Annotated in this window: 25 protein-coding genes; 13 read left to right on the forward strand and 12 right to left on the reverse strand. The window is 64.5% G+C overall.

Annotated features, from left to right (window positions below; genetic code table 11):
• The 3 genes from Q0X68_RS10635 to Q0X68_RS10645 all read left to right on the forward strand — a co-directional run.
• Nucleotides 1-320 (forward strand): hypothetical protein (locus Q0X68_RS10635; protein ID WP_297751422.1); only part of this gene is annotated, 320 nt, incomplete at its 5' end.
• A 284-nt stretch (nt 321-604) separates the two neighbouring features.
• A complete protein-coding gene (locus tag Q0X68_RS10640; protein WP_297751425.1) occupies nt 605-1,051 on the forward strand; it encodes a hypothetical protein in 447 nt (148 codons plus the stop codon).
• Nucleotides 1,052-1,134: 83 nt separating this feature from the next.
• A complete protein-coding gene (locus Q0X68_RS10645) occupies nt 1,135-1,350 on the forward strand; it encodes a hypothetical protein (RefSeq protein WP_297751428.1) in 216 nt (71 codons plus the stop codon).
• Nucleotides 1,351-1,687: 337 nt separating this feature from the next.
• Here the strand turns inward: Q0X68_RS10645 and Q0X68_RS10650 are convergent, their stop codons facing one another.
• The 7 genes from Q0X68_RS10650 to Q0X68_RS10680 form a co-directional block, all read right to left on the reverse strand.
• Nucleotides 1,688-2,413 carry an ABC transporter ATP-binding protein gene (locus tag Q0X68_RS10650; RefSeq protein WP_297751430.1) on the reverse strand — a complete coding sequence of 242 codons (726 nt, stop codon included), beginning with the start codon at nt 2,411-2,413 and terminating at the stop codon, nt 1,688-1,690.
• A 1-nt stretch (nt 2,414) separates the two neighbouring features.
• Nucleotides 2,415-4,715 carry an ABC transporter permease gene (locus tag Q0X68_RS10655; protein ID WP_297751433.1) on the reverse strand — a complete coding sequence of 767 codons (2,301 nt, stop codon included), beginning with the start codon at nt 4,713-4,715 and terminating at the stop codon, nt 2,415-2,417.
• An 8-nt stretch (nt 4,716-4,723) separates the two neighbouring features.
• A complete protein-coding gene (locus Q0X68_RS10660) occupies nt 4,724-5,347 on the reverse strand; it encodes a TetR/AcrR family transcriptional regulator (RefSeq protein ID WP_297751436.1) in 624 nt (207 codons plus the stop codon).
• Between the two features lie 149 nt (nt 5,348-5,496).
• On the reverse strand, nt 5,497-6,228 hold the full coding sequence (locus Q0X68_RS10665) for a peptidoglycan-binding protein (RefSeq protein ID WP_297751439.1): 732 nt from the start codon (nt 6,226-6,228) through the stop codon (nt 5,497-5,499).
• Nucleotides 6,225-6,464, reverse strand: a complete 240-nt coding sequence (locus Q0X68_RS10670; protein ID WP_297751441.1) for a hypothetical protein — start codon at nt 6,462-6,464, stop codon at nt 6,225-6,227. The genes Q0X68_RS10665 and Q0X68_RS10670 overlap by 4 nt, the downstream gene beginning before the upstream one ends.
• Nucleotides 6,452-6,793: a hypothetical protein gene (locus tag Q0X68_RS10675; protein ID WP_297751444.1), complete on the reverse strand. Its 342-nt coding sequence runs from the start codon at nt 6,791-6,793 to the stop codon at nt 6,452-6,454. Before Q0X68_RS10675 ends, Q0X68_RS10670 begins: the two co-directional genes overlap by 13 nt.
• Nucleotides 6,794-6,837: 44 nt before the next feature.
• Nucleotides 6,838-7,176 (reverse strand): hypothetical protein, encoded by a 339-nt coding sequence (locus Q0X68_RS10680; RefSeq protein ID WP_297751447.1) that lies wholly within the window; start codon nt 7,174-7,176, stop codon nt 6,838-6,840.
• A gap of 230 nt (nt 7,177-7,406) precedes the next feature.
• Between Q0X68_RS10680 and Q0X68_RS10685 the strand changes: the two genes are divergently transcribed.
• Both Q0X68_RS10685 and Q0X68_RS10690 read left to right on the forward strand, forming a co-directional pair.
• Nucleotides 7,407-7,946: a matrixin family metalloprotease gene (locus Q0X68_RS10685; protein WP_297751450.1), complete on the forward strand. Its 540-nt coding sequence runs from the start codon at nt 7,407-7,409 to the stop codon at nt 7,944-7,946.
• 17 nt (nt 7,947-7,963) lie between these two features.
• On the forward strand, nt 7,964-8,500 hold the full coding sequence (locus tag Q0X68_RS10690) for a hypothetical protein (RefSeq protein ID WP_297751453.1): 537 nt from the start codon (nt 7,964-7,966) through the stop codon (nt 8,498-8,500).
• A gap of 386 nt (nt 8,501-8,886) precedes the next feature.
• On the opposite strand, the gene Q0X68_RS10695 is transcribed toward Q0X68_RS10690, so the two are convergent.
• From Q0X68_RS10695 to Q0X68_RS13165, 3 genes are all read right to left on the reverse strand, one after another.
• Nucleotides 8,887-9,111: a hypothetical protein gene (locus Q0X68_RS10695; protein WP_297751456.1), complete on the reverse strand. Its 225-nt coding sequence runs from the start codon at nt 9,109-9,111 to the stop codon at nt 8,887-8,889.
• Nucleotides 9,112-9,215: 104 nt separating this feature from the next.
• Nucleotides 9,216-9,689 (reverse strand): thermonuclease family protein, encoded by a 474-nt coding sequence (locus Q0X68_RS10700; protein ID WP_297751459.1) that lies wholly within the window; start codon nt 9,687-9,689, stop codon nt 9,216-9,218.
• Between the two features lie 35 nt (nt 9,690-9,724).
• Entirely contained in the window at nt 9,725-10,255 is a 531-nt protein-coding gene (locus Q0X68_RS13165; protein WP_366128238.1) for a single-stranded DNA-binding protein, read from the reverse strand.
• Between the two features lie 535 nt (nt 10,256-10,790).
• On the opposite strand from Q0X68_RS13165, the gene Q0X68_RS10710 reads away from it, so the two are divergent.
• A complete protein-coding gene (locus Q0X68_RS10710) occupies nt 10,791-11,228 on the forward strand; it encodes a dCMP deaminase family protein (protein WP_297741048.1) in 438 nt (145 codons plus the stop codon).
• Nucleotides 11,229-11,246: 18 nt separating this feature from the next.
• On the opposite strand, the gene Q0X68_RS10715 is transcribed toward Q0X68_RS10710, so the two are convergent.
• Both Q0X68_RS10715 and Q0X68_RS10720 read right to left on the reverse strand, forming a co-directional pair.
• Nucleotides 11,247-11,936, reverse strand: coding sequence for an ABC transporter ATP-binding protein (locus Q0X68_RS10715; RefSeq protein WP_297751465.1), 690 nt, complete (start codon nt 11,934-11,936; stop codon nt 11,247-11,249).
• 29 nt (nt 11,937-11,965) lie between these two features.
• On the reverse strand, nt 11,966-13,030 hold the full coding sequence (locus Q0X68_RS10720; RefSeq protein ID WP_297751468.1) for an ABC transporter permease: 1,065 nt from the start codon (nt 13,028-13,030) through the stop codon (nt 11,966-11,968).
• Nucleotides 13,031-13,159: 129 nt separating this feature from the next.
• Between Q0X68_RS10720 and Q0X68_RS10725 the strand changes: the two genes are divergently transcribed.
• The 7 genes from Q0X68_RS10725 to Q0X68_RS10755 all read left to right on the forward strand — a co-directional run bounded on the left by Q0X68_RS10725 (nt 13,160) and on the right by Q0X68_RS10755 (nt 19,790).
• A complete protein-coding gene (locus Q0X68_RS10725) occupies nt 13,160-14,338 on the forward strand; it encodes a sensor histidine kinase (protein WP_297751471.1) in 1,179 nt (392 codons plus the stop codon).
• 12 nt (nt 14,339-14,350) lie between these two features.
• The gene (locus tag Q0X68_RS10730; protein WP_297751474.1) at nt 14,351-14,971 is read left to right on the forward strand and encodes a response regulator transcription factor; all 621 of its coding nucleotides are present in this window, start codon (nt 14,351-14,353) and stop codon (nt 14,969-14,971) included.
• Nucleotides 14,972-15,159: 188 nt separating this feature from the next.
• Nucleotides 15,160-15,900, forward strand: coding sequence for an MOSC domain-containing protein (locus Q0X68_RS10735; protein ID WP_297751476.1), 741 nt, complete (start codon nt 15,160-15,162; stop codon nt 15,898-15,900).
• Nucleotides 15,901-16,104: 204 nt separating this feature from the next.
• Nucleotides 16,105-17,265 carry an AZOBR_p60025 family cell surface glycopolymer formation protein gene (locus tag Q0X68_RS10740; protein WP_297751479.1) on the forward strand — a complete coding sequence of 387 codons (1,161 nt, stop codon included), beginning with the start codon at nt 16,105-16,107 and terminating at the stop codon, nt 17,263-17,265.
• Nucleotides 17,266-17,386: 121 nt separating this feature from the next.
• Nucleotides 17,387-18,796 carry a class II fumarate hydratase gene (gene fumC, locus Q0X68_RS10745; protein WP_297751482.1) on the forward strand — a complete coding sequence of 470 codons (1,410 nt, stop codon included), beginning with the start codon at nt 17,387-17,389 and terminating at the stop codon, nt 18,794-18,796.
• 156 nt (nt 18,797-18,952) lie between these two features.
• The gene (locus Q0X68_RS10750) at nt 18,953-19,303 is read left to right on the forward strand and encodes a DUF4298 domain-containing protein (protein WP_297751485.1); all 351 of its coding nucleotides are present in this window, start codon (nt 18,953-18,955) and stop codon (nt 19,301-19,303) included.
• A gap of 145 nt (nt 19,304-19,448) precedes the next feature.
• Nucleotides 19,449-19,790, forward strand: coding sequence for a hypothetical protein (locus tag Q0X68_RS10755; RefSeq protein WP_297751488.1), 342 nt, complete (start codon nt 19,449-19,451; stop codon nt 19,788-19,790).
• Nucleotides 19,791-20,158: the final 368 nt, after the last annotated feature.

The raw sequence follows: 20,158 nt of genomic DNA on the forward strand, positions 1-20,158 counted from the left end.
TCGTGTTGTGGCATTATCCGTCTACGGAGGAGTTTGCGCATCCTGAGTCTCTTGACAACTATCTTCAGTGCGCCGGCACTGCCGAGTGCATGACGCTCGAGCTTCGTGTTACCCACGAGGATGGCAGTCATACTCATTGGGTGTTGGGTCGAGAGCCGCTCACGGGTAGTGAGAGTGAGCGGGTTGTGTGGGATACGGGACAGACCATGGTGCATCCAGAGGAGGTTTGGACTGCCGAGCAGGCTGCTCCCTTGTTCGAGCAGTATGCGCGTGAGCGCACCATCCCCGACTGGGTGCATCGCCGCGAGCTCGACATCTGAACCAGTCCCTCCCAGGAACTCAGCAGCGGGCTCCTGGTTTTTGAGCTAGCAGCTCACACTCAGATATGGAGATTCATGGGTTCCTGTTCGAGTGTGGGTGGGTGGTTTTGTGGCCGCGAGTTCTTGTTCTGGGTGGGGGCGGGTGTTGGTAGTGGCCTCGTTGTTGATTCCCTACAGAAGTGCGCACGTCCTGCCCGTGCCATGCTCGACGGCGAGGAAATCGTGATTACTAAAGTCATCTTGTCAGATAAGGCGTGACCTGCAACGAAAGGTATGTTGAACGAATGTCTCCTGTGGAATGGCTCCCGGCTGCAACTATCAACGGAGAGCTGTCTGTACAAGCGAAGATCGAGATGGAGTACGGCTTCCTTCCGGGAAAGCAGCGTATGCAACTTGGAAAGACCACCACTTATGTGCTGTGGCATTATCCGTCTACGGAGGAGTTTGCGCATCCTGCGTATCTTGACAATTATCTTCAGTGTGCGGGGACTGCTGAGTGCATGACGCTCGAGCTTCGTGTTACCCACGAGGATGGCAGTCATACTCATTGGGTGTTGGGGCGGGGGCCGCTGAGGGGTAGTGAGAGTGAGCGGGTTGTGTGGGATACGGGGCAGACCATGGTGCATCCGGAGGAGGTGTGGACTGCCGAGCAGGCTGCTCCTTTGTTTGAGCAGTATGCCCGTGAGCGCACCATCCCCGACTGGGTCCATCGCCGCGAGCTCGACATCTGAACCAATCGGTCCCAGGAATTCAGCAGCGGTCGGAAGCTCAATCCAGCACAGCTCCAAGACGTACTCAGCCACGGAGGCCTTTGATGAATCGTACCGTGATCCTTACCGCCGATGAGGCACTGGTCCTGTTGGACTGGCTGAGCAGGCATGAGGAACCCGGCGCTCTACCTGCCGACGACGTCGAGCAGCGAGTGCTGTGGAATCTCTTATCGTCGCTGGAGTCCGTGGTGGTCGAGACGTTCGACCCTGATTACGCCACTTTGCTTGCCGCGGCCAGAAACCGCCTGATCGCTGACTGATCATCGGCCGTCACCTGCGCTCTCTCAAACGCTCCTGAAGTGCCCCCGCTCGCGAGCCAGAAGACCTCGACATGGGCGACGTTTCCTTCGCTATCCATCGTCTGATCACTGTTCCGCCGCCTCGACGCACTGTTCGCCGACGACCGTCGAGGTCGGGGCCGAAATCATCTGAGGTATCGACCAACGTATGATCTCGACCTACCGCGCCACCAGCCAGGCTGAGGGAAAGCCGATCATGACCCTCCTGAGCGAGGCGCCCGTCGTCGACGACGATTCCGGCACCCTTTTTCGTGTGAGCTCGGGCTTTCCTCGGGTCATTGCCCGCTGCTTGCGTCGCTCAGATGTGAGCTTCTTGGAGCCATTGGAGAAGCTCCGTGTGGCGGCTGTCCGTATTGCCAGTGAGCCGTCGATCTCCGACGATGGCGCCGTCGGCCAGCATGAGTACCCTGTCCGCGAAGGCGGCGACGGCGGCGTCGTGCGTGACCATAACAACGGTGGTGCCGGCCTTCGCCTCCCGCGCAATAAGCTGCATGACCCGCATCGCGTTGGCTGAGTTGAGCGCACCGGTGGGCTCGTCGCAGAACAACACGTCAGGTTCCCCAATGAGCGCCCGGCAGATGGCGACGCGCTGCAACTGCCCACCGGAGGCCTGGGTGACGTCGCGATCCTCGAGCTGGGCGACGTCGGCGCCGGCCAGCAGCGTCCGCGCCCGGGCGAGCACCTCGTCGCGATTTCTCTTGCCGGCGACCATGCCAGGGAACATCACGTTATCCAGCAGGCTCAGCGTGCTGAGGAGCCGCGGTTGTTGGAACACGAAGCCGAGCTGTTGCAGCCGAAGATTGGCGAGCGCGCGCTGCGACATCGTCCCCAGCTCATGTCCGAGCAGCTCGACGGTGCCTTCGTCGGGTGTGTCGATGCCGCTCAGGAGATACAGCAGCGTGGATTTTCCGGACCCGGACGGGCCCATGATTGCGACGAACTCACCGTCGTCGATGCGCACGTCGACCTCGCGCAGCACCGTCTGCTCCCCGAAGCGTTTCGTGAGCCCCTTCGCTTCGATCATGTCACTCCTCAGTCACTCGTTGCACGGTCAAGGTGGCAAGATTCGACGACGCAGCCGCCACGCCCAGCCACACGGCCACGACGAGCACCGCCGGCAACCCTGCCACAGCCAGCCACGGCACACCCATCAGTTGCAGCTCGGGCGCACCCATCGTCGCTCCGGCAAGGGGTCCGACGACGAAACGCCCCGCGAGCCACGAGAGCACCAGTCCCACGACAGCGCCTCCGCCCACGAGCGCCCAGTAACGCACAGTGAGGCCTCGTCGGGTCATGTGGTCTGCGACGCCCAGGCCCCGCAACGTGGCGTACTCGGCGGCCTCGCTGGCCAACACCATGCGCAGGAATAGCGTTGTCAGTCCGAAGATCGCCACGCCTGCCACCGCCAGCGCGGCGAGCGCGATGGCGCGCAGCACGTCGATCACGCCGCCCATGATGGCCGCACCCATGCCTGCGACGTCCACCACCGCCGCGTCGGGATAGCGGGCTTGCCAGCGCTTGGAGACCTCGTCGCCCGACGACGGATCCACCAGCCCGACGTGCCACGTCCAGGTCTCCACGTCGTCGGCCGGGATCTGCCACGTGCCTTTCGCCGTCGAACCGCCGTTCGAGATGTCTTGGTAGATGCCGCTCACGGTGAGCGTTCGCTCGCCCAGGGTGTCGCGCACCGAAACCGTGCCACCGACGCGCGCCGCGCTTGCCTCCGCAACCTTCGCCGAGAGCGCGATGGCATCGTCGGAGGTGGGTGGACCGCCCTCGACGTAGTGGAGTGGGAATACGGTGTGATCCCCGACGAAGATGGTCGTGCGCTCCCACTCGTCGCCCGCTTGGATGGCCCCGCGCATGTGCTGCAGCGGGGCGAGCGCTGCGACGGCGGCGTCGTCGGGAAGCTCCCGGGCGAGCTGACTCGCCACCTCGGCGTCACGAGTCTCGACGATCACGTCGGCCTCGCCAACCCCCAGGTATGAAGACAGCTGCGGGGAGGCCAGTGTTGTGGTGACCTGGGCCGGAACACACACCGCGACGGCGATGAGCGCAGCCAAGATCGCGAGCCCGGCTTGCTCGCGGCCCGACGCGCCGCGCAGACCCCACCACAGCCACACCGGCAGCTTCGTCCGAGCCAAGCGCCACCCCCACAGCCAGGGGCGTTTCGACGTAGTTCCCGCGCGCATCGCGGCAAGTGTGGGCACCCGGGCAATGCCACGCATGAGCCACCAGCAGTACCCAACAGCCCCCAGCAGCACCAACAGTCCCGAGCCAAACCAGGCTATTGCTGCGGGAAGCGGTGAGCTTGGTTCGCCCAGCTCCAACGTCGCCTGACGCGTGAGGGAGCCGTGCAAGATCGGTGCGACGATCACACCGAGCCCCACACCAATCAGGGCGATGGCGACGTACTTTGCGAGGAACGTCCATCTGATTCGACGCTCCGGCACGCCGATAGCCTTCAACACACCGATCTGCGTGAGGTCAGTCGCGATTGCTGTCTTGACCGCCAACCGGACGGTGAGCATGCCCAGCACAGCGACGACGCAGGCGATTGCCGCCAGCACGCCCACCACGAGCATCGACGATAATCCCGCCAGCAGACGAATGGAGCCGCCGTCGATGGCCGGACCCGCAGTGGGGAACCGAGCTGCCTCGTACTCCGCGAGCACGGCGCCTGGCGATGCCCCCGGCACCACACGGAATTCCACCAGATATTCAGGCTCGAGCCCGGACGCTATCCAGCGCATGTCTTCGCTCGAGAACAGCAGCCGCTTGGAGGTCACCATCGAGGGATTCATCTGCGCATCTCGCAGGAACCCGGCGACGACGAAGCTGCGCTCCTCGCCATTGATCTCCAGTGTGACGTCGCCTCCTGGCTGCACTTGGCTCCGATAGGCCAGAGGCACGACGACGGTGCCGGGGGAGGGGTCGAGCACTGAATTGTCAAGACCCAACAGCTGGTCGAACGAGGGGCTTTGCGCTGTTGCCGACGGCTGCAGCGCGGAATCAGACTGCGGATGCCCGCCGATCGTGAGTTTCCCGACGGGAAGCGGATAGGTGGTGACCACCTGCGCATCGGCAACGTCGGGGTGTCGCGTCGCCCATTCGAGGATGGGCCGCTCGTCGATCTCTCCGCTATGCATCTGCATCGCGTCCGGCACCTTGGCCCTCGTGAACAAGCGGTCGAGCGAGCCGGAGACCGTGGCGACGGTGCCCGCGCCCGCGGCGACGAGGGCCGTCGCGATGGCGAGGAGCGCCACGAGCGCTGTAGCCGTCACCGTGTTGCGGCGGAGATCCCCGCGAACCAATCGCATCAGCATGGCACCGGCTACCCCAGCGTGGTGGCGAAGCTGCTGAACGTGCCCGGACGGGCGCCCAAGAGCGCCTCCACATGGTGCAAGAACGCCTGCATCGTGCGCGTCGGGTCTGCATCAGGCCGGGTCAGCAGGCCACTATCGAACAGATACGCCGAGCTGGCGAGGATGAGATCCATGGCCTCGGCGGGGTACGGCGTCGAGAATGTTCCTTCGGTCACCCCTTGTTCGACGATGGGAGTGAGCTCCGGCCCGAGAGTGAGAACGAGTCGGGAGAGCAACCGGATGTGGGCTGTCTCGTCGAAGGCCTCTTCGATGTGCGATGTCAGGCCGTCGGCTGAGGCCGCGTCGCGCTGGGTGCTCCAGAACGTCAGGAGCTTCTCGGTTGCGCTCAAATCGTCTCGTTCGACGGTGGCTCGAGCCAGCTCGATCATGGCACCCATCTGTTCGTCGGTGAGGGCCTCGAGTAACGCGTCCTTCGATGCGAAGTAGTAGTAGAAGGTGCCCTTCGCAATGCCGGCATGCGTCACGACATCGTTCACTGTCGCGGCGCTGTAGCCCTTGTCAGCGAAGAGCTCAGCTGCGACGCGCAGGATGTCACTCCTGCGTTCTTGCGGAGCTTTCCTCACTCTGCTCACGTGTACTGCCCCTTACCGACCGACCGTCGGTCAGTACTGTAGCAAGCGTACTCTATTTCCTGATGGTGGGTCATTCTTTGGGGCCGGCTTTCTGCCGTACGTGAGCCGCAGCTAAGAAGAAATGCAGCAGAACTTTGGAGTTGGCGGGCTCACTTACGTCTGGGGTTGATGTCGCGCGTCACAGTCGCCGCTCCCACGGTCAAGGTACGGTGCCCGTCGAAGAGATCAACGGGAGGCGTGAGGCTCACCGTTGCGTGGCCGGAACTGGCGGTCGCGATCGCGGCGCCGGCAGCGATGTCCTGGCCGGCGGCGAAGGGGCACTGCGTGATGGTGACCTCGTCCTCGGGCAGCCACACAACCTGACTCAGGTGGAAGTCTCCGTCTCGTGCGGGTATGTGGGCCGTATCGAGGATCTTCTTCCACGCGGCTCGGGTCGCGCCGTAGAATTCCCCGGAGACGCTCACCTCGGCGCCGAGGTGGTTCAGGGCACGCTGGAGGTTCGCCACGTCGTCGCCCTCATCACCGAGTGTCAGGTCCCGGTACCAGGGCTCCTTCGCGCTCAGCAGCAACAGCCTTTTCCCGTCCACCGCGACTGGGGTGGAGCCCGACGCCCAACGGCCGCCAACGGCACAGTCGACCGCCGTGACGACACCAGAACCCCGCACGATCAGCGGCTGCTTGGGCGCCGGGGCGACAGTGACCTCGACCGGACGCTCGTCCGCGAATTCGCTCGGGGACAGGGCATAGGACGACTCCCCCGCATCTGTCTGCGCAGGCTCCTCGATCGGACGGAACGCCGCGAGCCACACCACACCCGCACTCACCGCGGCTACCGCGAGCCACGACAACGCCAGGGACGGAAAGCGCGGGTGTGCGCTCACCTGTCCTTACCGCCGCTGCTCGGGTTCTCCATGCGCCTAACCGACTCTTCAGTGTTCACCAGCTCTACTGCCGCCGGATCGATCGGCGTCCCCACAGAGCCATCTGCACCGGCCGCGGTCATCGGGTCACGTAGATCCTGCGCACCAAACGGCGTCTCCACCAAGCCCGCGGCCACATAGCACCGAGCGAGCGCCTCATCCGGGTCGAGCTTGTCGGGGTTTATCAGGACATCCACATACAGCGGCCGATCAACACCGTCGTGCCTCCTGCGCAGCCCTCACTGATCTGGTCATAATGCTCGATGCTTCCGGAGATCTGATAGACGTAGTAGCCGCCCTGTTCCTTCAGGGTTACGCTACCGCCGCCGTCACTAATGCACGAGACATAGCGCTGCATCGCCTCCTCGTACTCCGACCGTGTGACCTTCCCATCCTCCAAGACGGCACGCTCGAAGTCCGAGGTCGCGAGTTCCTTCGCTTGCCGGAAGTCCTCGACGTAGGGATCAGACGTGGGCGGCTGGCCAGAGCACCCGACACCCACCCCGGCGATGACGGTCGTCAACACACATAGGAGGGTTCTCCCTTGGAGCTTCGCGATCAGCCTACGACTCAGAAGTAGTCCCAAGCGGTCCAAGTTGAGCCTCCAGCAGCGATCTGAATCCGCAGTGCATGCCCCGCGCCAGCCGAACCCTCGCTGGCCGAAACGTAGGAGTTGCGCGACTTCGGGCCGTCCGTGATCGTCTGAAAACTCTGGACGTATCGCTTGACCCGAGCCTGCACGTTGCCAGCGCAGTCGTTGCTCATGGCGCGCGTCCAGCTGAGCGAACTGGTATCTCCCTTGCTGCCCTGTGCGGTGCACGCTGCGCTTGCCGGCGTAACACCCACCACGCCGGACAGTACGATCGCAGCGACGACGCTGCCGACCCCAACTCTGATTGACGTCTTCATTGACTTCACGCTCCTTCTCTCAAGGTGGCTTTACCCCAGCAGCATCCTTGAGACAGCCAAGGGCCGCGCTCAGATCCACCACGATCACTCGGCCGCCGCCAGGGCATCAAACGCCGCCACCACCCCCGCCACCACGCCGCTTTGTAACAGTTTGATAACGGTTCACAGGTTTCCGCACTACCGGCGAGGAACCCGCCTTGACTCAGAGCAACAGCAAAGGAGGATTCGGGATGAAATCTGTTCAGAGGTTCTTGGCGGCCCTAGTATTGGGGTCGCTCATGGTGTTCTCGGCTCAACTCAACGCGAACGCCTACTCCACGAATGGCTGTAAGTGGGGTTCGGCCACCATCAAGGTCGACACTCGCTACGTCAATGGGAAGTTCTTCACCGCCATCAAGCAGGCGATCTCGAACTACACGTCTGCGACGGACGTCACCATGTCGTACGTCGACGCGAGCGGCCCGGGCCTGAAGGCGGAGAATGGCGACTACGGGTATACAGGATGGGAGGGCCAGGCGTCTTACACCTGCGCGCTCGGGCGATTCATCGGCGTTACAGCGAGACTCAACATGACCTATCTGCCTAGTTCGTCCGACTCTCATGTCCCCCGCCTGAAGGTCGTCTGGCTGCACGAACTTGGCCACTCGATCGGGCTTGGGCACGTCTCGACCCTCAAGCGGGTTATGTACACGTCGGCCAGCGCTGCCTACTCCGCAGGTGTCCGTAGCCTGACCAGCGACGAAATCGCTGGCGTGAACTCGATCTACTGAATCCGGAGGCCATGATCATGTCACGCATCTACAGAGGAGCCGTGGCGCTCCTACTCGTCTTGCTCACCGGATGCGCCTCGGTCACCACCGGTGGCGAGACTTCACGTATCCGCCTTTACGAATCAGTAAGCGAAATGGCCGAAGACAGTGCGCTGGTGGTCACCGGACGCGTGGTCGCGACCAGGACCGTCCAAGACATCGACGACCACACCGACTTCACGCTCTCGACGGTTGAAGTCCGTGAATCGAACGAAGCGAGGACCGGGGATCTGATCACCGTGCGCCAGTTCGGCTCAGATGAGCAGGCGCCGCTCGTGCCGCTGCTTGTCACCGGCCAGGACTACCTTCTCTTCTTGACGAGTTCTGGACTCAAGGGAGAACTGGCCAGCCACTACTACGTGACCGGCAGCAACGCCGGCCTCTACGAACTGGCCGATGATTCGAAGGCCCGTCGAGGCGCTCAAGAACCGTCGGCCCGACAAGTCGCGCCCACAGAGAGCGAGAATCTCCCCGTCGATCTGGACCAGTCCACGGTTGAGCAGCTGGTCAGCTAACCGATGATGAAGAAGAAGGAGCGGCACGTAGTTCTTGGACTGGCCGTGATCTTGCTCGGCCTGGTAGCCCTCGCTGCAACCACGACATTCAGTTGCTCAGAGGCTTCCTGCGGTCCGAACTACGCTCCCTCCACCCTCCTCTTCGTCATCGTCACCTTTGTAGTCGGAGGGTTTCTTCTCTTCAGAGGAAGACACCGCTGACCACGGGCCTGCCTGTGATCGCGCAGCAGCCTGAGAGGTGAGAAGAGGATACAACACGAATCAAGCCAAGCACCTCGCGCTCGCGCGGCCGCGCGAGCACGATCTGCTTGACCAGTCCGCGCTGGGTGGTGTCGAGCTTTGGCGGATGTCCGCCGGCGTACTTCGGACGCAGCGACTCGAACCCATCACCTACACGACTGGAGCCAGCTCGACGATTCGGGCTCGCCGTCGATGACCCAGCCGTCGTAGCTGGGCTCCAGCCAGGTCACGAGCTGGCGGTGGGTGGCTGGATCATCCCATTGATCGGCTTCCGGGTGTGCAGCTGCTCGGCCGCGTCCACCGCTGTGGCCGTGCCCTTGGCCGTACCAGCGGCGTGAGCGGCCGAGATAGGGCGGATCAGCGATCGCCAACCTCTTGGAACTTCCTCCGTTTCACGACATGTCTGACAGCGTTTCGTGACGCCTGATGTGCATAGTCAATCGCTGCGCTGACGTCCGACCTGGTCGCAGTGTCCCTAGGACCCGACCCCGGCGTCTTGGGCGTGCTGCTGGGCCAGCTGATAGCCGGGTTCGCGTTCAGGCGCAGCTGCGGTTCGCGGCCACCACGCAGCTGCGAGCCCCTCATTGATGAGGATGATGCCGACGTCGTGGTCGTCGGCATCGAGGTAGCCAAGGAGCCGGCCGTACTGGTCTTCCTGGTCTGCTGCCGCATCGTGGGACAAGGTGATGATGGCGTCGGCGAGTAGTGCGTCGAGGTGGTCGGTGGCGTCGGCGAGTAGTGCGTCGAGGTGGTCGGTGGCGTCGTCATGGCCGCACTCGTCGCGTTCTGGGGTGTCGATGCCGAGGAGTCGTACCCGTCGCTGGTGCTCACCGATCTGGTCGTCGACAGTGTCGCCGTCGACGACCCGGAGCAGCTGAACAGGCTGCGGCGCTGGCGGGCCTGGTGCGGTTGGTGTGGGCGTGCAGGCCCCGAGGCCGAGGAGGGCCACAGCTACGGCTGCGGTCCCCCAAGTATGTGACCGGGTCACTGCGGGTCCACGGCCCAGGGGTCGGGTGCCGACCAGGGATCGGCCTGGCTGCTCTGGGGCGATCCGGCCGGATTGGCGTCGTGCCTGCCCCGTCGGTGCGCCGCGATCACGTCGTGCGTGATGCTCGACGCGGTGATGGTGTGAGCAGTGCGCTTGTCGCCGTTCTTGGTCTCGTAACGGCGCTGGCGGATGGTGCCCTCGACGCGGACGGGGGTCCCTTTGGGCCAGTTCTGGTCGGCGATGGCTTCGGCGCCGGCGCGCCAGATCTCGACGTCCCAGAAGGCGGCTTCACCGCGGTCTTCCCACTCACCGGCGCCCTGGTTGCGGTGGCGTAAGTTGGTGGGGTCGGGCTCGTGATGGGGACACGTCGGATGGATGTGGGTGCTGCGGGTGTGGGTTGTTCTTGTGCTTGGGGTTGTGCGGGTTGGCAGGCGGTGACCGTCGTAAGCAGCAGAGTGGTGGCGATGGTGTAGCCGAAACGTCGTTGTTTGACCATGATTGTTCCTCCAGAGATTTGAGTGAACCAGAGGTAGGGGTCACCTCAGCATGGTTTCTAGAGTTATCCACAGGTGGGTGATTGCTCGTGCGTTGACCAGCCCCGACGGCTCGGAGCGAACCGGCCTTCAGTGGCAGATCATGGTCCGTGTTTGGGCGCAGATCTGCCACTGAAGGTCATCGTGGATGAATTCGACGCGCCACCCGCGGTGGCGGCTCAATCATCGGACCAGGTGACCAAGATGCCATCGAGACGCGGCGACAAGAACTGCAAAACTCGCCAACAGTCGGACCCCTCCCCGCTCAACCAAGCGTGAGGCACGCAGCTGTTGGCGAGTTTTGCAGTTTTGGTGAGTGTGACGATGCGTCTCGATACGCGCCTTCGGCGCTACTCGACGATCGGGGCGGCGGGCGAGCAAGTCCGATGGTTGAGCCGCACGCGTAGCGGGCGTGTCGAAACCCCGGGATGCGTCTCGGTACGGGCCTTCGGCCCTACTTGACGGTCGGGCAAAGGGCGCTCGACGAACAGGCAGGCCGAAGGGGAACCGTCGGCGGTAGAGTGAACGCGTGACTACGCAACGCCCTACATTTGATGAACTCGGCATGGCCACGGCCAGGCTGTGGGGCACCCGCTCCGCAGATGCGAAGGTGCAGGTCGGTGCGTGCCTGCTCGATCACAACAACCGGGTGGTTGGCGTCGGGTACAACGGGCGCGCCGCGGGCGAGCCGAACGAGCGCGAATCGATGGAGCAGGGACTCTCGGGCTTCATCCACGCTGAGGTGAACGCCCTGCTCGCCGCCAATTGGAACGGCGAGCAGCACACGCTCTACGTCACGCACGAGCCCTGCGCCACTTGCGCGCGCCTTATCGTCAACAGCCGCCGCGTGCGCCGCGTGCTCTACGCGTCACCGTATAAGGAGCAGAACCGCGTGGACGCGCAGCTCCCGTCGGGCGCGGAGATCCTACGGGCTGCGGGCGTAGAGGTCAGCGCCTTCGACGCCTGACCCCCGCCCCGTATTCCCTCACGCAGCCATGCGGTGGCGCATCTGGGCGAGCACACCGTCGCGCATCTCGAACGCAGCGTCGAAGCTGGGTAGCTGCTCCGGTTCGTGCGTCACGACGACGGTCGCCAGCTTGCGCTCATGCGTGATGCGGCGCAACAGCTCGATGATCTCGTTGCCCCGCTCCTGGTCGAGCGCGCTCGTGGGCTCGTCGACGAGCATCACCGACGGCTCGTGGATGATCGCCCGCGCAATATTGACGCGTTGCTGCTGGCCACCGGACAGCTGCGCGGGTAGGCGGTCGGCGAGCTGGCTGCACCCGACGGCGTCGAGCACCTCCGGGATCTGTGCCATGCCGCGCTCACGGGCCCCACGGCTGCCCATCCGCAGCACCACTTCGAGCTGCTCGCGCACGCTGAGGGACGGGATGAGGTTCGGGCTCTGAAAGACGATCCCCAGCTTGCTTCGACGAAGTGCGGCCTTCCCCTTCGAGTTCAGCGTCGTGATGTCTGTGCCGTCGATGTCGACGTGGCCGGAATCGGGAGTGACAAGGGTCGATGCCACGGCCAGCAGGCTGGATTTGCCCGAGCCGCTCGGGCCGGTGACCGCCGCGAAGGTGTTGGATTCCACGGTAAGTGACACGTTGTCGAGCGCCGTGACGCGCTCGTCGCCATCGGGGTAGGTGAGGATGACATCGGTGAGCTTCAGCATGAGCGTTCCTTTCGTAGTAAGACTGGGGATCAGGCGGCCGAAGCCAGCGCGACAAGGGGATCGACGGCGGTGATGCGCCGCTGCGACACATACGCGCCCAGCAGGCCGGCGATCACCATGCCCGCCGACGGCACGAGCAGGGTGAGCCAATTCATCACAAACGGGAGCGTGGTGCCGACGAGCAGTCCAAGCCCGACGGTTGCCCCGGTGCCGAGTCCGACCCCGATCAACAGCACGAGCAGCGCCTGGCCGAGCGCATCCGTCGAGATCCAACGGTTGCTGGCGCCGAGCGCCTTCAGAATCGCGATGTCACGCTGGCGCTGCATCGACCACACCAGGAAGAACACGCCGATCACCAGCACGGCAATCACCATGAGCATCCCAATCATCATGCCCAGCGAACCGATCTCCGACTTGAGCGCCTCCAACGCGAGCAGCGACGGCAGCAGCGCCTGCGTCGTCGTACCCTGGGCCGCGTCCATCGCCTCGACGTCGGGGTCGCCGTCGACGAGGAGCACATTGGCGTAGGCCTGCGGCTGGCGCGTGCTCTCCAGGTATTGGTGGAGCGCATCGGTGGTGACCCACGCCACGTCGCGGTGGGAGAACTCGGTGTCGTCGGCCAGCTTCCCGACGGTCATGTCACGGCCGGCGAGTGTCACAGTGTCGCCGGCAGCGACGCCCAAGTCGTCCGCGATGCTCTTGCCGAGCGTGATGTGATCCGCGTCGCCGGGCACTTCGTCGATGCGCCCCGTCGAGGTGGCGAGCAGCGCGACGGCGACGTCCGCGTCGCCGCTTTCAACCTGCGCGAAGGTGAGGCCGAGCGGGTCAGCCCGGTCGACGCCTGCCGCGTCCTTCCAGGCCTTCGCCTGCTCTTCGCTCACCCGAGAAGTCGTGTACGAGGGCGCTTCGTCGTCGGGCATCGAAAACACCACCTTGTCAGCCTTAAGGTGCATCAGCGAAGACACGTTCTGCGACGCCAACCCGCCGGTCAAGCCCGTGAGGAATCCGACGAGCAACGTCATGAGCGTAACGACGATAGTGATGAGTGCGAAGCGGCCCTTACTGTGCCGCAGATCCCGCAAAGCCAAGTACATAGACAGTCCCTTTCCTGAACGCACTCCATGCTGCTCTGGCTTGCGCTCGCACACGAGACCCCTTGGGACGGGTTCACCTCATCCTTTTGGCTGAACTCCACCCAACCCCGACGGGCTAGCCTGGGGAGCGTGGCCAAACCCAAAACCCCGCCTCCCTCGCCGACGCAGATGCTGGTGCTGCTCGGCATCGGGCTGCTCTTCGCCGGCCTGGCGATCTACCCAGCGGGGATGGCCTTCGCGTTCGGGCACCCGCACCTGACGGGCATCGTCGTATTCTCCGCGCTCACCTGCGTGATCCTCGCGGGCGGTCTCGTCGGCCTCAGCCGCGTGCACGACCTCAGCCGGCCCGCCCGAGACCTCCACGTCGACGCACTGATCTTCCTGCTGGCCGTGACCGTGCCATGGGCGATGGTGATCGTCGAATCCCCTGACGCGTCGTACTTCCTCACCGCGCTGGCGCTGCTCACGTCGTGGCTGCTTCCGCCCATCGCCGGTGCCATCGCGACGGCAATCGTCGCGGGATTCACCGTCGCCGGCCAGGTGTTCCACCACGGACTGACTGCGGGCACCGTCGTCGGGCCCATCGTGGTGGCGGTGCTGATCGTCGCCTTCGTGGCGATGATCCGGATGGTGTACCGCTCGTCGGATGCTTCGAAGGTGCTGCTAGTGAAACTCCGTGCGAGCCAGGCGGAAACGACGCGGGCCGAACGTGAAGCGGGCCGCCTCGCGGAGCGCGCCAGGATTGGGCGCGACCTGCACGACACCGTCGCGCAATCCCTGTCAAGCATCCAGCTCCTCCTCCAAGCCGCCGAGCGCGCGACGGACGCAGACCAGGTGCGGGCGCACCTGGCGTTGGCGCGCGACACCGCCCAGGCGTCGCTCGCCGAGACGCGGGCGTTCATCGGGGAACTCACGCCTCCAGATCTCGTCGACACCGGACTGGCGCCCGCGCTGCGCCGCCTCGCCCACGACGCCAGTGTGCCCACGAAGTTCGCCGTCGAAGGTGAACCCCGCATTCTGGACGCGAGCGACGAAACCGCGCTGTTTCGCGTTGCTCAGGAGTCACTGCGCAACGTCGAAGCCCACGCGGACGCCCAGCACTGCCAGATCACGCTCATCTACGAGAGTGAGGAAGTAGCCTTGGAAGTCGACGACGACGGCCGCGGTTTCGACGTCGACGCTGCCGCTCACAAGGGCCGATTCGGTTTGCAGGGCATGCGCTCGCGCATCGAGGAGTTGGGCGGGACGCTCGCCATCGTCTCGTCAGGCGACGACGGCACTCTCGTTGCCGCCAGAGTCCCCGCCTGAGAGGAGCCGAGCATGATACGCATCCTGATTGCCGACGATCACCCCATCGTGCGTGCCGGCTTGCGCGCCGTGTTCGAAGCCGAGCCCGATCTCGAGGTGGTGGGGGAGGTCGATCGAGCGCTCGACGCCGTCGACCGGGCGAAGGTCGGTGGCATCGACCTCATCACCATGGACCTCCGGTTCCCGTCCGGCCCGTCAGGCGTCGACGCCGTCGAACGCATCCAGGCCCTCGACCATCCGCCCGCTGTACTCGTCCTCACGAACTACGACACCGACACCGACATTCTGCGCGCCGTGGAAGCCGGCGCCGGCGGCTACCTGTTGAAGGATTCACCCGCCGACGTGCTCGTCCGCGGGGTGCGCGACGCGGTGGCCGGGCGCCCAGTGCTGGCGCCGGCAGTGGCGTCGAAGTTGATGCATCGGTTGCGCACACCGTCACTGCAACTCACCGCCAGGGAGCGCGACGTGCTGCAGTGCCTCGACCGCGGCCTGAGTAACCAAGCCATCAGCGCTGAGCTTTTTCTCAGCCGGGCGACTGTGAAATCGCACCTGGCAAGGCTGTACTCCAAGCTTGGGGTCTCCAGCAGGACGGCAGCCCTTGCGAAAGCCAGGGAACAAGGTCTGCTGAACTGAGCGATCAGTAGGACGGGGGCGCCGCGAAAAGTGACCGTTATCCTCCACAGCTGCACCATTTCCCGCCAATACGGGGAAGATTTGCCGCGCGTGGAGGATAACGGTCACTTTATGGTTGGTCACCGCCGCCAGTGGCGTCTGCATAGACTGTGCCCATGCTCGCGTGCTTGGCGTGGCAGCATGGCGACGTGAGCATTCCATCGTTCCCCGTGGTGAGTTTCGGCTACGCCCCTATCAAGGGCATTCGGCATGAGCCGAGGTCCGTCGACGTCGACGCGCTCGGCCCGGTAGGGGACCGGCGTTGGTGTCTCGTCGACGATCAGCTCAAAGTACTGCGTACGGTGCAGCATCTTGAACTGCTGGCGGTGCGCGCGCACCGAATCGAGCAGCTCACCGTCGAGTTCCCGGGCGGAACGACGGTGGTGTCCTCGCCGCAGCCCACCGGCGAGCAGTGCACGGTTGACTACTGGAAACGCATGGTTCCTGCGACGTTTGCGCCGTCGGAGCTGGATGCTGCATTCAGCGACTACCTGGGCATACCCGTGCGCCTCGCTCAGCCCGAGCGAGGCGCCATCGTGTATGGAAGCCCCATCTCCATCATCACGACAGCGAGTGTGCGCGACCTGGGCACACGCCTGCAGACAGCAGATTTCCTCGACCAGGCGGCTCGCTTTCGTGCCACCTACCTGCTGGACCACGACGAGGCCTACGCGGAAGATGCGTGGCGTGGCAAGGTAATTCGTCTGGGTGAGGTGCTCGTGGAGGTGACTGGCGCCATCGGGCGCTGTGCAGTGATCGATGCACATCCCACGACAGGCCAACGTGACCTTCGCGTGCTGCGCACGCTCGCGGGCTATCGCCCGCGCAACGACGCGGGAGAACCCTGCTTCGGCGTGCAGGGTCGCGTGGTGGGTATCAGCAAAATCTGACCGTTATCCTCCACAGCTGCATTATTTCCCGCCTATATGGGGAAGATTTGCCGCGCGTGGAGGATAACGGTCACTTGTTGGTTGGTCACCGCCGTCAGCGGCGTCTGCATAGACTGTGCGCATGATGGACGCCCCTGATGCGACGCCTCCGCAGCGGCCCGAACCAATCGCACCCGGCGCATGTTGTGCGGAGGTCACCCACCGATGAATCGAGGCAGGTCGACAGCATCGGCAACAGGCGGGTGGGCTATCTCGTGGCTCACGGGCGCCATCGCAGCCGTGGTGGCGCTCCTCACACAGGTGAGTTCGCGCTGGGGCGTGTTCCACCCGAGCCTGCTGCTGAACGTCGCAGATACCGACGCCATCGTGCCCCGCATCGCGGCAGTCGACCCATCCTTCCAATTCACCACCACGCACGACCACTACGACGGCGTCTACCTCTGGGCCATGGCGACGGACCCCTTCGCGGCAGCAGGAGGCTCGCACGAGCTCATCGACTTGGCGGCCTACCGCTACGGCCATCCTCTCTACTCCTGGATTGCGGGAGCACTGAGCCTCGGCCACGCACCGGCCCTGCCGTGGATCTTTTGGGTGCTCAGCCTCGTGTCGATGATGGGCGCGGCAGTGGCGGTCTCGCGGCTTGCCGTACGGCTTGGTGGGTCGCCGTGGCTCGGCCTCATCGTGGCGTGCAGCCCCGGGTTACTGTTCAGCGCCTCGACCGCGCTCACCGAACCCGCACAGCTATTTCTCGTGGCGCTGCTGTGCCTGCGCTGGATTGACCAACGCACGAGCCTCATCGAAATTGCCGTGCTCACCGCCGCTATGTGCCTACTCAAAGAGCCGCTCGTGCTGGTCGCCGTCGCCCTCGGCTTGAGCGGACTCATCCACGGCATACGCGCACGCAACATCGAGTGGAGCCGCCTGTTCGCGCTGCTCGCCGGGCCCGTGGCGCTGGGTGCGTGGCTGCTGTTCATCCGCGGGCGCTTCGCCGCCGAGCAAAAGACGTACGACGACGGAAACCTCGGCCGCCCGATCGACGGATGGCTGGAAACCTTCCGGTTCGCCACTAGTCTGCGCTTCGGCGACGCCATGCAGTCACAGATCGGCTCGACGGCGGTGCCTGGCCTGATGGCGACGGCGGCCGTCCTGGCGATCGCGTCGACGGTGGGTCTTCGCAGGCTTGACGCGCTCGGCCTCATCGTCGTGCTCCAGACGGCGCTGGTGGCATGTCTCGGATGGCGCACCCTGCTCTACCCTCACGAGATGTTCCGTATTCCGTCGGTGCCGGTGGCGCTCGCCGTCCTGCTCCTGGGAGTGACGATGACCTCCAAACGAGGCGCCCCGACGCAGGCGAACTCATCGTGAAGAAGCTAGCCAGCGGCGAATCGTCGGCTGAAGGTTGCTTGAAACACGGCTGCCCGCAAGCAGGATAGTGGCCCCAGCTAGGCTTGGAGCCACACGTTTCCGTCACGCGAAGGAGCCACAAGTGGCAGAGCACACTCGTACTGAATCCGACTCGATGGGCACCGTTGAGGTCGCTGCCGACCGCTACTGGGGAGCCCAGACCGAGCGGTCCCTCCACAACTTCGATATCGGCCGCGAAACCTTCGTCTGGGGCCGCCCCATGGTGAAGGCCCTCGGCACGCTGAAGAAGGCCGCCGCCCTCGCCAATGCTGAGCTGGGCGAGCTGCCACAGGACGTGGCCGACCTCATCGCCAAGGCTGGCGACGAGGTGATCGCTGGCGATCTCGACGACCACTTCCCGCTGGTCGTGTTCCAGACCGGGTCTGGCACCCAGTCGAACATGAACGTCAACGAGGTCATCTCCAACCGCGCCATCGAGCTGGCCGGCGGCGAGAAGGGCTCGAAGACGCCGGTGCACCCGAACGACCACGTCAACCGCGGCCAGTCGTCGAACGACACCTTCCCGACGGCCATGCACATCGCCGTCGTGAACGAGCTGCACGCCATGTACCCGCGCGTGCGCCAGCTGCGCGACACCCTCGACAAGAAGGCCAAGGAGTTCGACGACATCATCATGGTGGGCCGCACCCACCTGCAGGACGCCACCCCCATCCGGCTGAGCCAAGTGTTCTCCGGCTGGGTTGCGCAGATCGACTTCGCGCTCGAGGGCATCGAGTACGCCGACTCCCGCGCCCGTGAACTCGCGATCGGCGGCACCGCCGTCGGTACCGGCCTCAACGCCCACCCGAAGTTCGGCGAGCTCACCGCGAAGAAGATTTCGGAAGAAACCGGCATCGACTTCAAGCAGGCCGACAACCTCTTCGCTGCGCTCGGCGCCCACGACGCGCTCGTCCTCGTCTCGGGCGCGCTGCGCGTGCTCGGTGATGCCCTCATGAAGATCGCTAACGACGTGCGCTGGTACGCATCCGGCCCGCGCAACGGCATCGGCGAGCTCCTCATCCCCGAGAACGAGCCCGGCTCGTCGATCATGCCCGGCAAGGTGAACCCCACCCAGTGCGAGGCCATGACGATGGTGGCGACGAAGGTGTTCGGCAATGACGCCACCGTCGGGTTCGCCGGTTCGCAGGGTAACTTCCAGCTCAACGTGTACAAGCCCGTCATGGCCTGGTGCGTGCTGGAATCCATCCAGCTCCTCGGTGACGCTTGCGTCTCCTTCGACGAGCACTGCGCCTACGGCATCGAGCCCAACCGTGAGAAGATCCAGGAAAACCTGGACACCAACCTCATGCAGGTGACGGCGCTCAACCGCCACATCGGCTACGACAAGGCCTCGCAGATCGCCAAGAATGCGCACAAGAAGGGGCTGTCGCTGCGTGAGTCCGCGCTCGAACTGGGGTTCCTGACTGACGAGCAGTTCGACGAGTGGGTGGTGCCCGCTGACATGACCCACCCCAGCGCTGCCGACGAGTGATCGTCGCGACGCAGTAACCACCGGCGGAGCCGTGGGCCGACCTCAGCGTCGCGCTCCACGGCTCCGCTACGTTGTCTACCATCTGCACGTCGAGCACTGAGTGGGCAGCGTGTAACGACGTGGCGCTCGCCGGAGTTGCGCCCGTAGAATGGGCGCATGGCTGAGAACCACGACGAGCGCATGGCGCGAGTGCGAGACAACGAACAGCGGCTCGCGGCAATCACGGAACTCAACGACGATCTCTGGACCGTCGACGAACGACTCGAAGCCGCATGGGCCGCACTCGAGCCCCTCATGGAGTACTACGAGGGCCAGTGGCGCGAAGACTTCGAGCTGCTCGACGGCACCCCCGACGGCGAGTACGGCGTCTTCAGCGAAGACGGGGTGTGGAACGAGATGGGCCGGTTTTACGAGGCGACGAAGCACATCGCGGAGGTGTCGAAGCGCCTGGTCGACGCGTACGAACGCCCCACCCGTGAAGCCGAGGAAGACAGCGCGGAGGCGTAGTTTCGCACCTGAGCCGCGTGGACTCCACGCGATCCACGCTTAGGGATGAAAGAGAGCAATGATGAGGAAACCACTCGCCGCCTTGGGGGCAGCCACATTGATGCTGGGTGCATGTGGCGCTGAAGAAACGCCCACGATCCAACCGATGACGCTCAGCGTGGTGTGCAAAACCGTGAGCGGCTGGCCTGGCCCTGATGGCGAGACTCCCAAACCTGCGAAGCCGAAGACCGCGACGCTACGCGATCTCCAGGAAGGAGACGAGGTCACCATCCGCATCCTCACCGGTGAGCTGACGATCAAGGTGAAAAAAGTGGATGGAGACGACGTCAAATTCAGGATGAGTGACGCCCTCGCCCCGAGGGTGGACGGACGTGGCTACGACTTACACAATCCCAAACGCTCGTTCCGACTCTCGCGCGGTGAGACCGCGGAGTTCTCGACGCCGACCATGGATGTCAGCACGACGTGCAAGTTCACCCTTGAGTAACCCACGCAGCAGCACGGTCGTCTTGCTGTGCGGGCTCACGTGCTCGGGCAAGAGCACGCTCGCACGGCAACTCGCCGAGCAAGGGTTCGTGTGGCTCTCGATGGACCAGGACGCCTGGGACGCCGGATGCCGCGAGCAGCCGCTGCCGCCGGCGGTGCAGCGCCAGATCAAGGTGGAACACAAGCGGCGGGTGAGGGAGCTCGTCGCAGCGGGACGTAACGTGGTGCTGGACTACGCACTGGTATCCCGGGCGCGCCGTGACGAGTATCGCGCCCTCGCTGAGGACGCCGGGGCGCGCGTCGTGTTGGTGCACCTGAACGTCTGTCTCTTATACACATCTGACGCTGCCGACGACTCCTTACGTGTAG

It is taken from the genome of uncultured Tessaracoccus sp., assembly GCF_947286155.1.
GTDB lineage: Bacteria > Actinomycetota > Actinomycetes > Propionibacteriales > Propionibacteriaceae > Arachnia.

Excerpts from the sequence above, each read along its gene's own strand:
- Q0X68_RS10640 (WP_297751425.1), top strand. The coding sequence starts at position 605 with ATGTCTCCTGTGGAATGGCTCCCGGCTGCAACTATCAACGGAGAGCTG.
- Q0X68_RS10645 (WP_297751428.1), top strand. The coding sequence starts at position 1,135 with ATGAATCGTACCGTGATCCTTACCGCCGATGAGGCACTGGTCCTGTTG.
- Q0X68_RS10650 (WP_297751430.1), bottom strand. The coding sequence starts at position 2,413 with ATGATCGAAGCGAAGGGGCTCACGAAACGCTTCGGGGAGCAGACGGTG.
- Q0X68_RS10655 (WP_297751433.1), bottom strand. The coding sequence starts at position 4,715 with ATGCTGATGCGATTGGTTCGCGGGGATCTCCGCCGCAACACGGTGACG.
- Q0X68_RS10680 (WP_297751447.1), bottom strand. The coding sequence starts at position 7,176 with ATGAAGACGTCAATCAGAGTTGGGGTCGGCAGCGTCGTCGCTGCGATC.
- Q0X68_RS10685 (WP_297751450.1), top strand. The coding sequence starts at position 7,407 with ATGAAATCTGTTCAGAGGTTCTTGGCGGCCCTAGTATTGGGGTCGCTC.
- Q0X68_RS10690 (WP_297751453.1), top strand. The coding sequence starts at position 7,964 with ATGTCACGCATCTACAGAGGAGCCGTGGCGCTCCTACTCGTCTTGCTC.
- Q0X68_RS10715 (WP_297751465.1), bottom strand. The coding sequence starts at position 11,936 with ATGCTGAAGCTCACCGATGTCATCCTCACCTACCCCGATGGCGACGAG.
- Q0X68_RS10720 (WP_297751468.1), bottom strand. The coding sequence starts at position 13,030 with ATGTACTTGGCTTTGCGGGATCTGCGGCACAGTAAGGGCCGCTTCGCA.
- Q0X68_RS10730 (WP_297751474.1), top strand. The coding sequence starts at position 14,351 with ATGATACGCATCCTGATTGCCGACGATCACCCCATCGTGCGTGCCGGC.
- Q0X68_RS10740 (WP_297751479.1), top strand. The coding sequence starts at position 16,105 with ATGAATCGAGGCAGGTCGACAGCATCGGCAACAGGCGGGTGGGCTATC.
- Q0X68_RS10750 (WP_297751485.1), top strand. The coding sequence starts at position 18,953 with ATGGCTGAGAACCACGACGAGCGCATGGCGCGAGTGCGAGACAACGAA.
- Q0X68_RS10755 (WP_297751488.1), top strand. The coding sequence starts at position 19,449 with ATGACGCTCAGCGTGGTGTGCAAAACCGTGAGCGGCTGGCCTGGCCCT.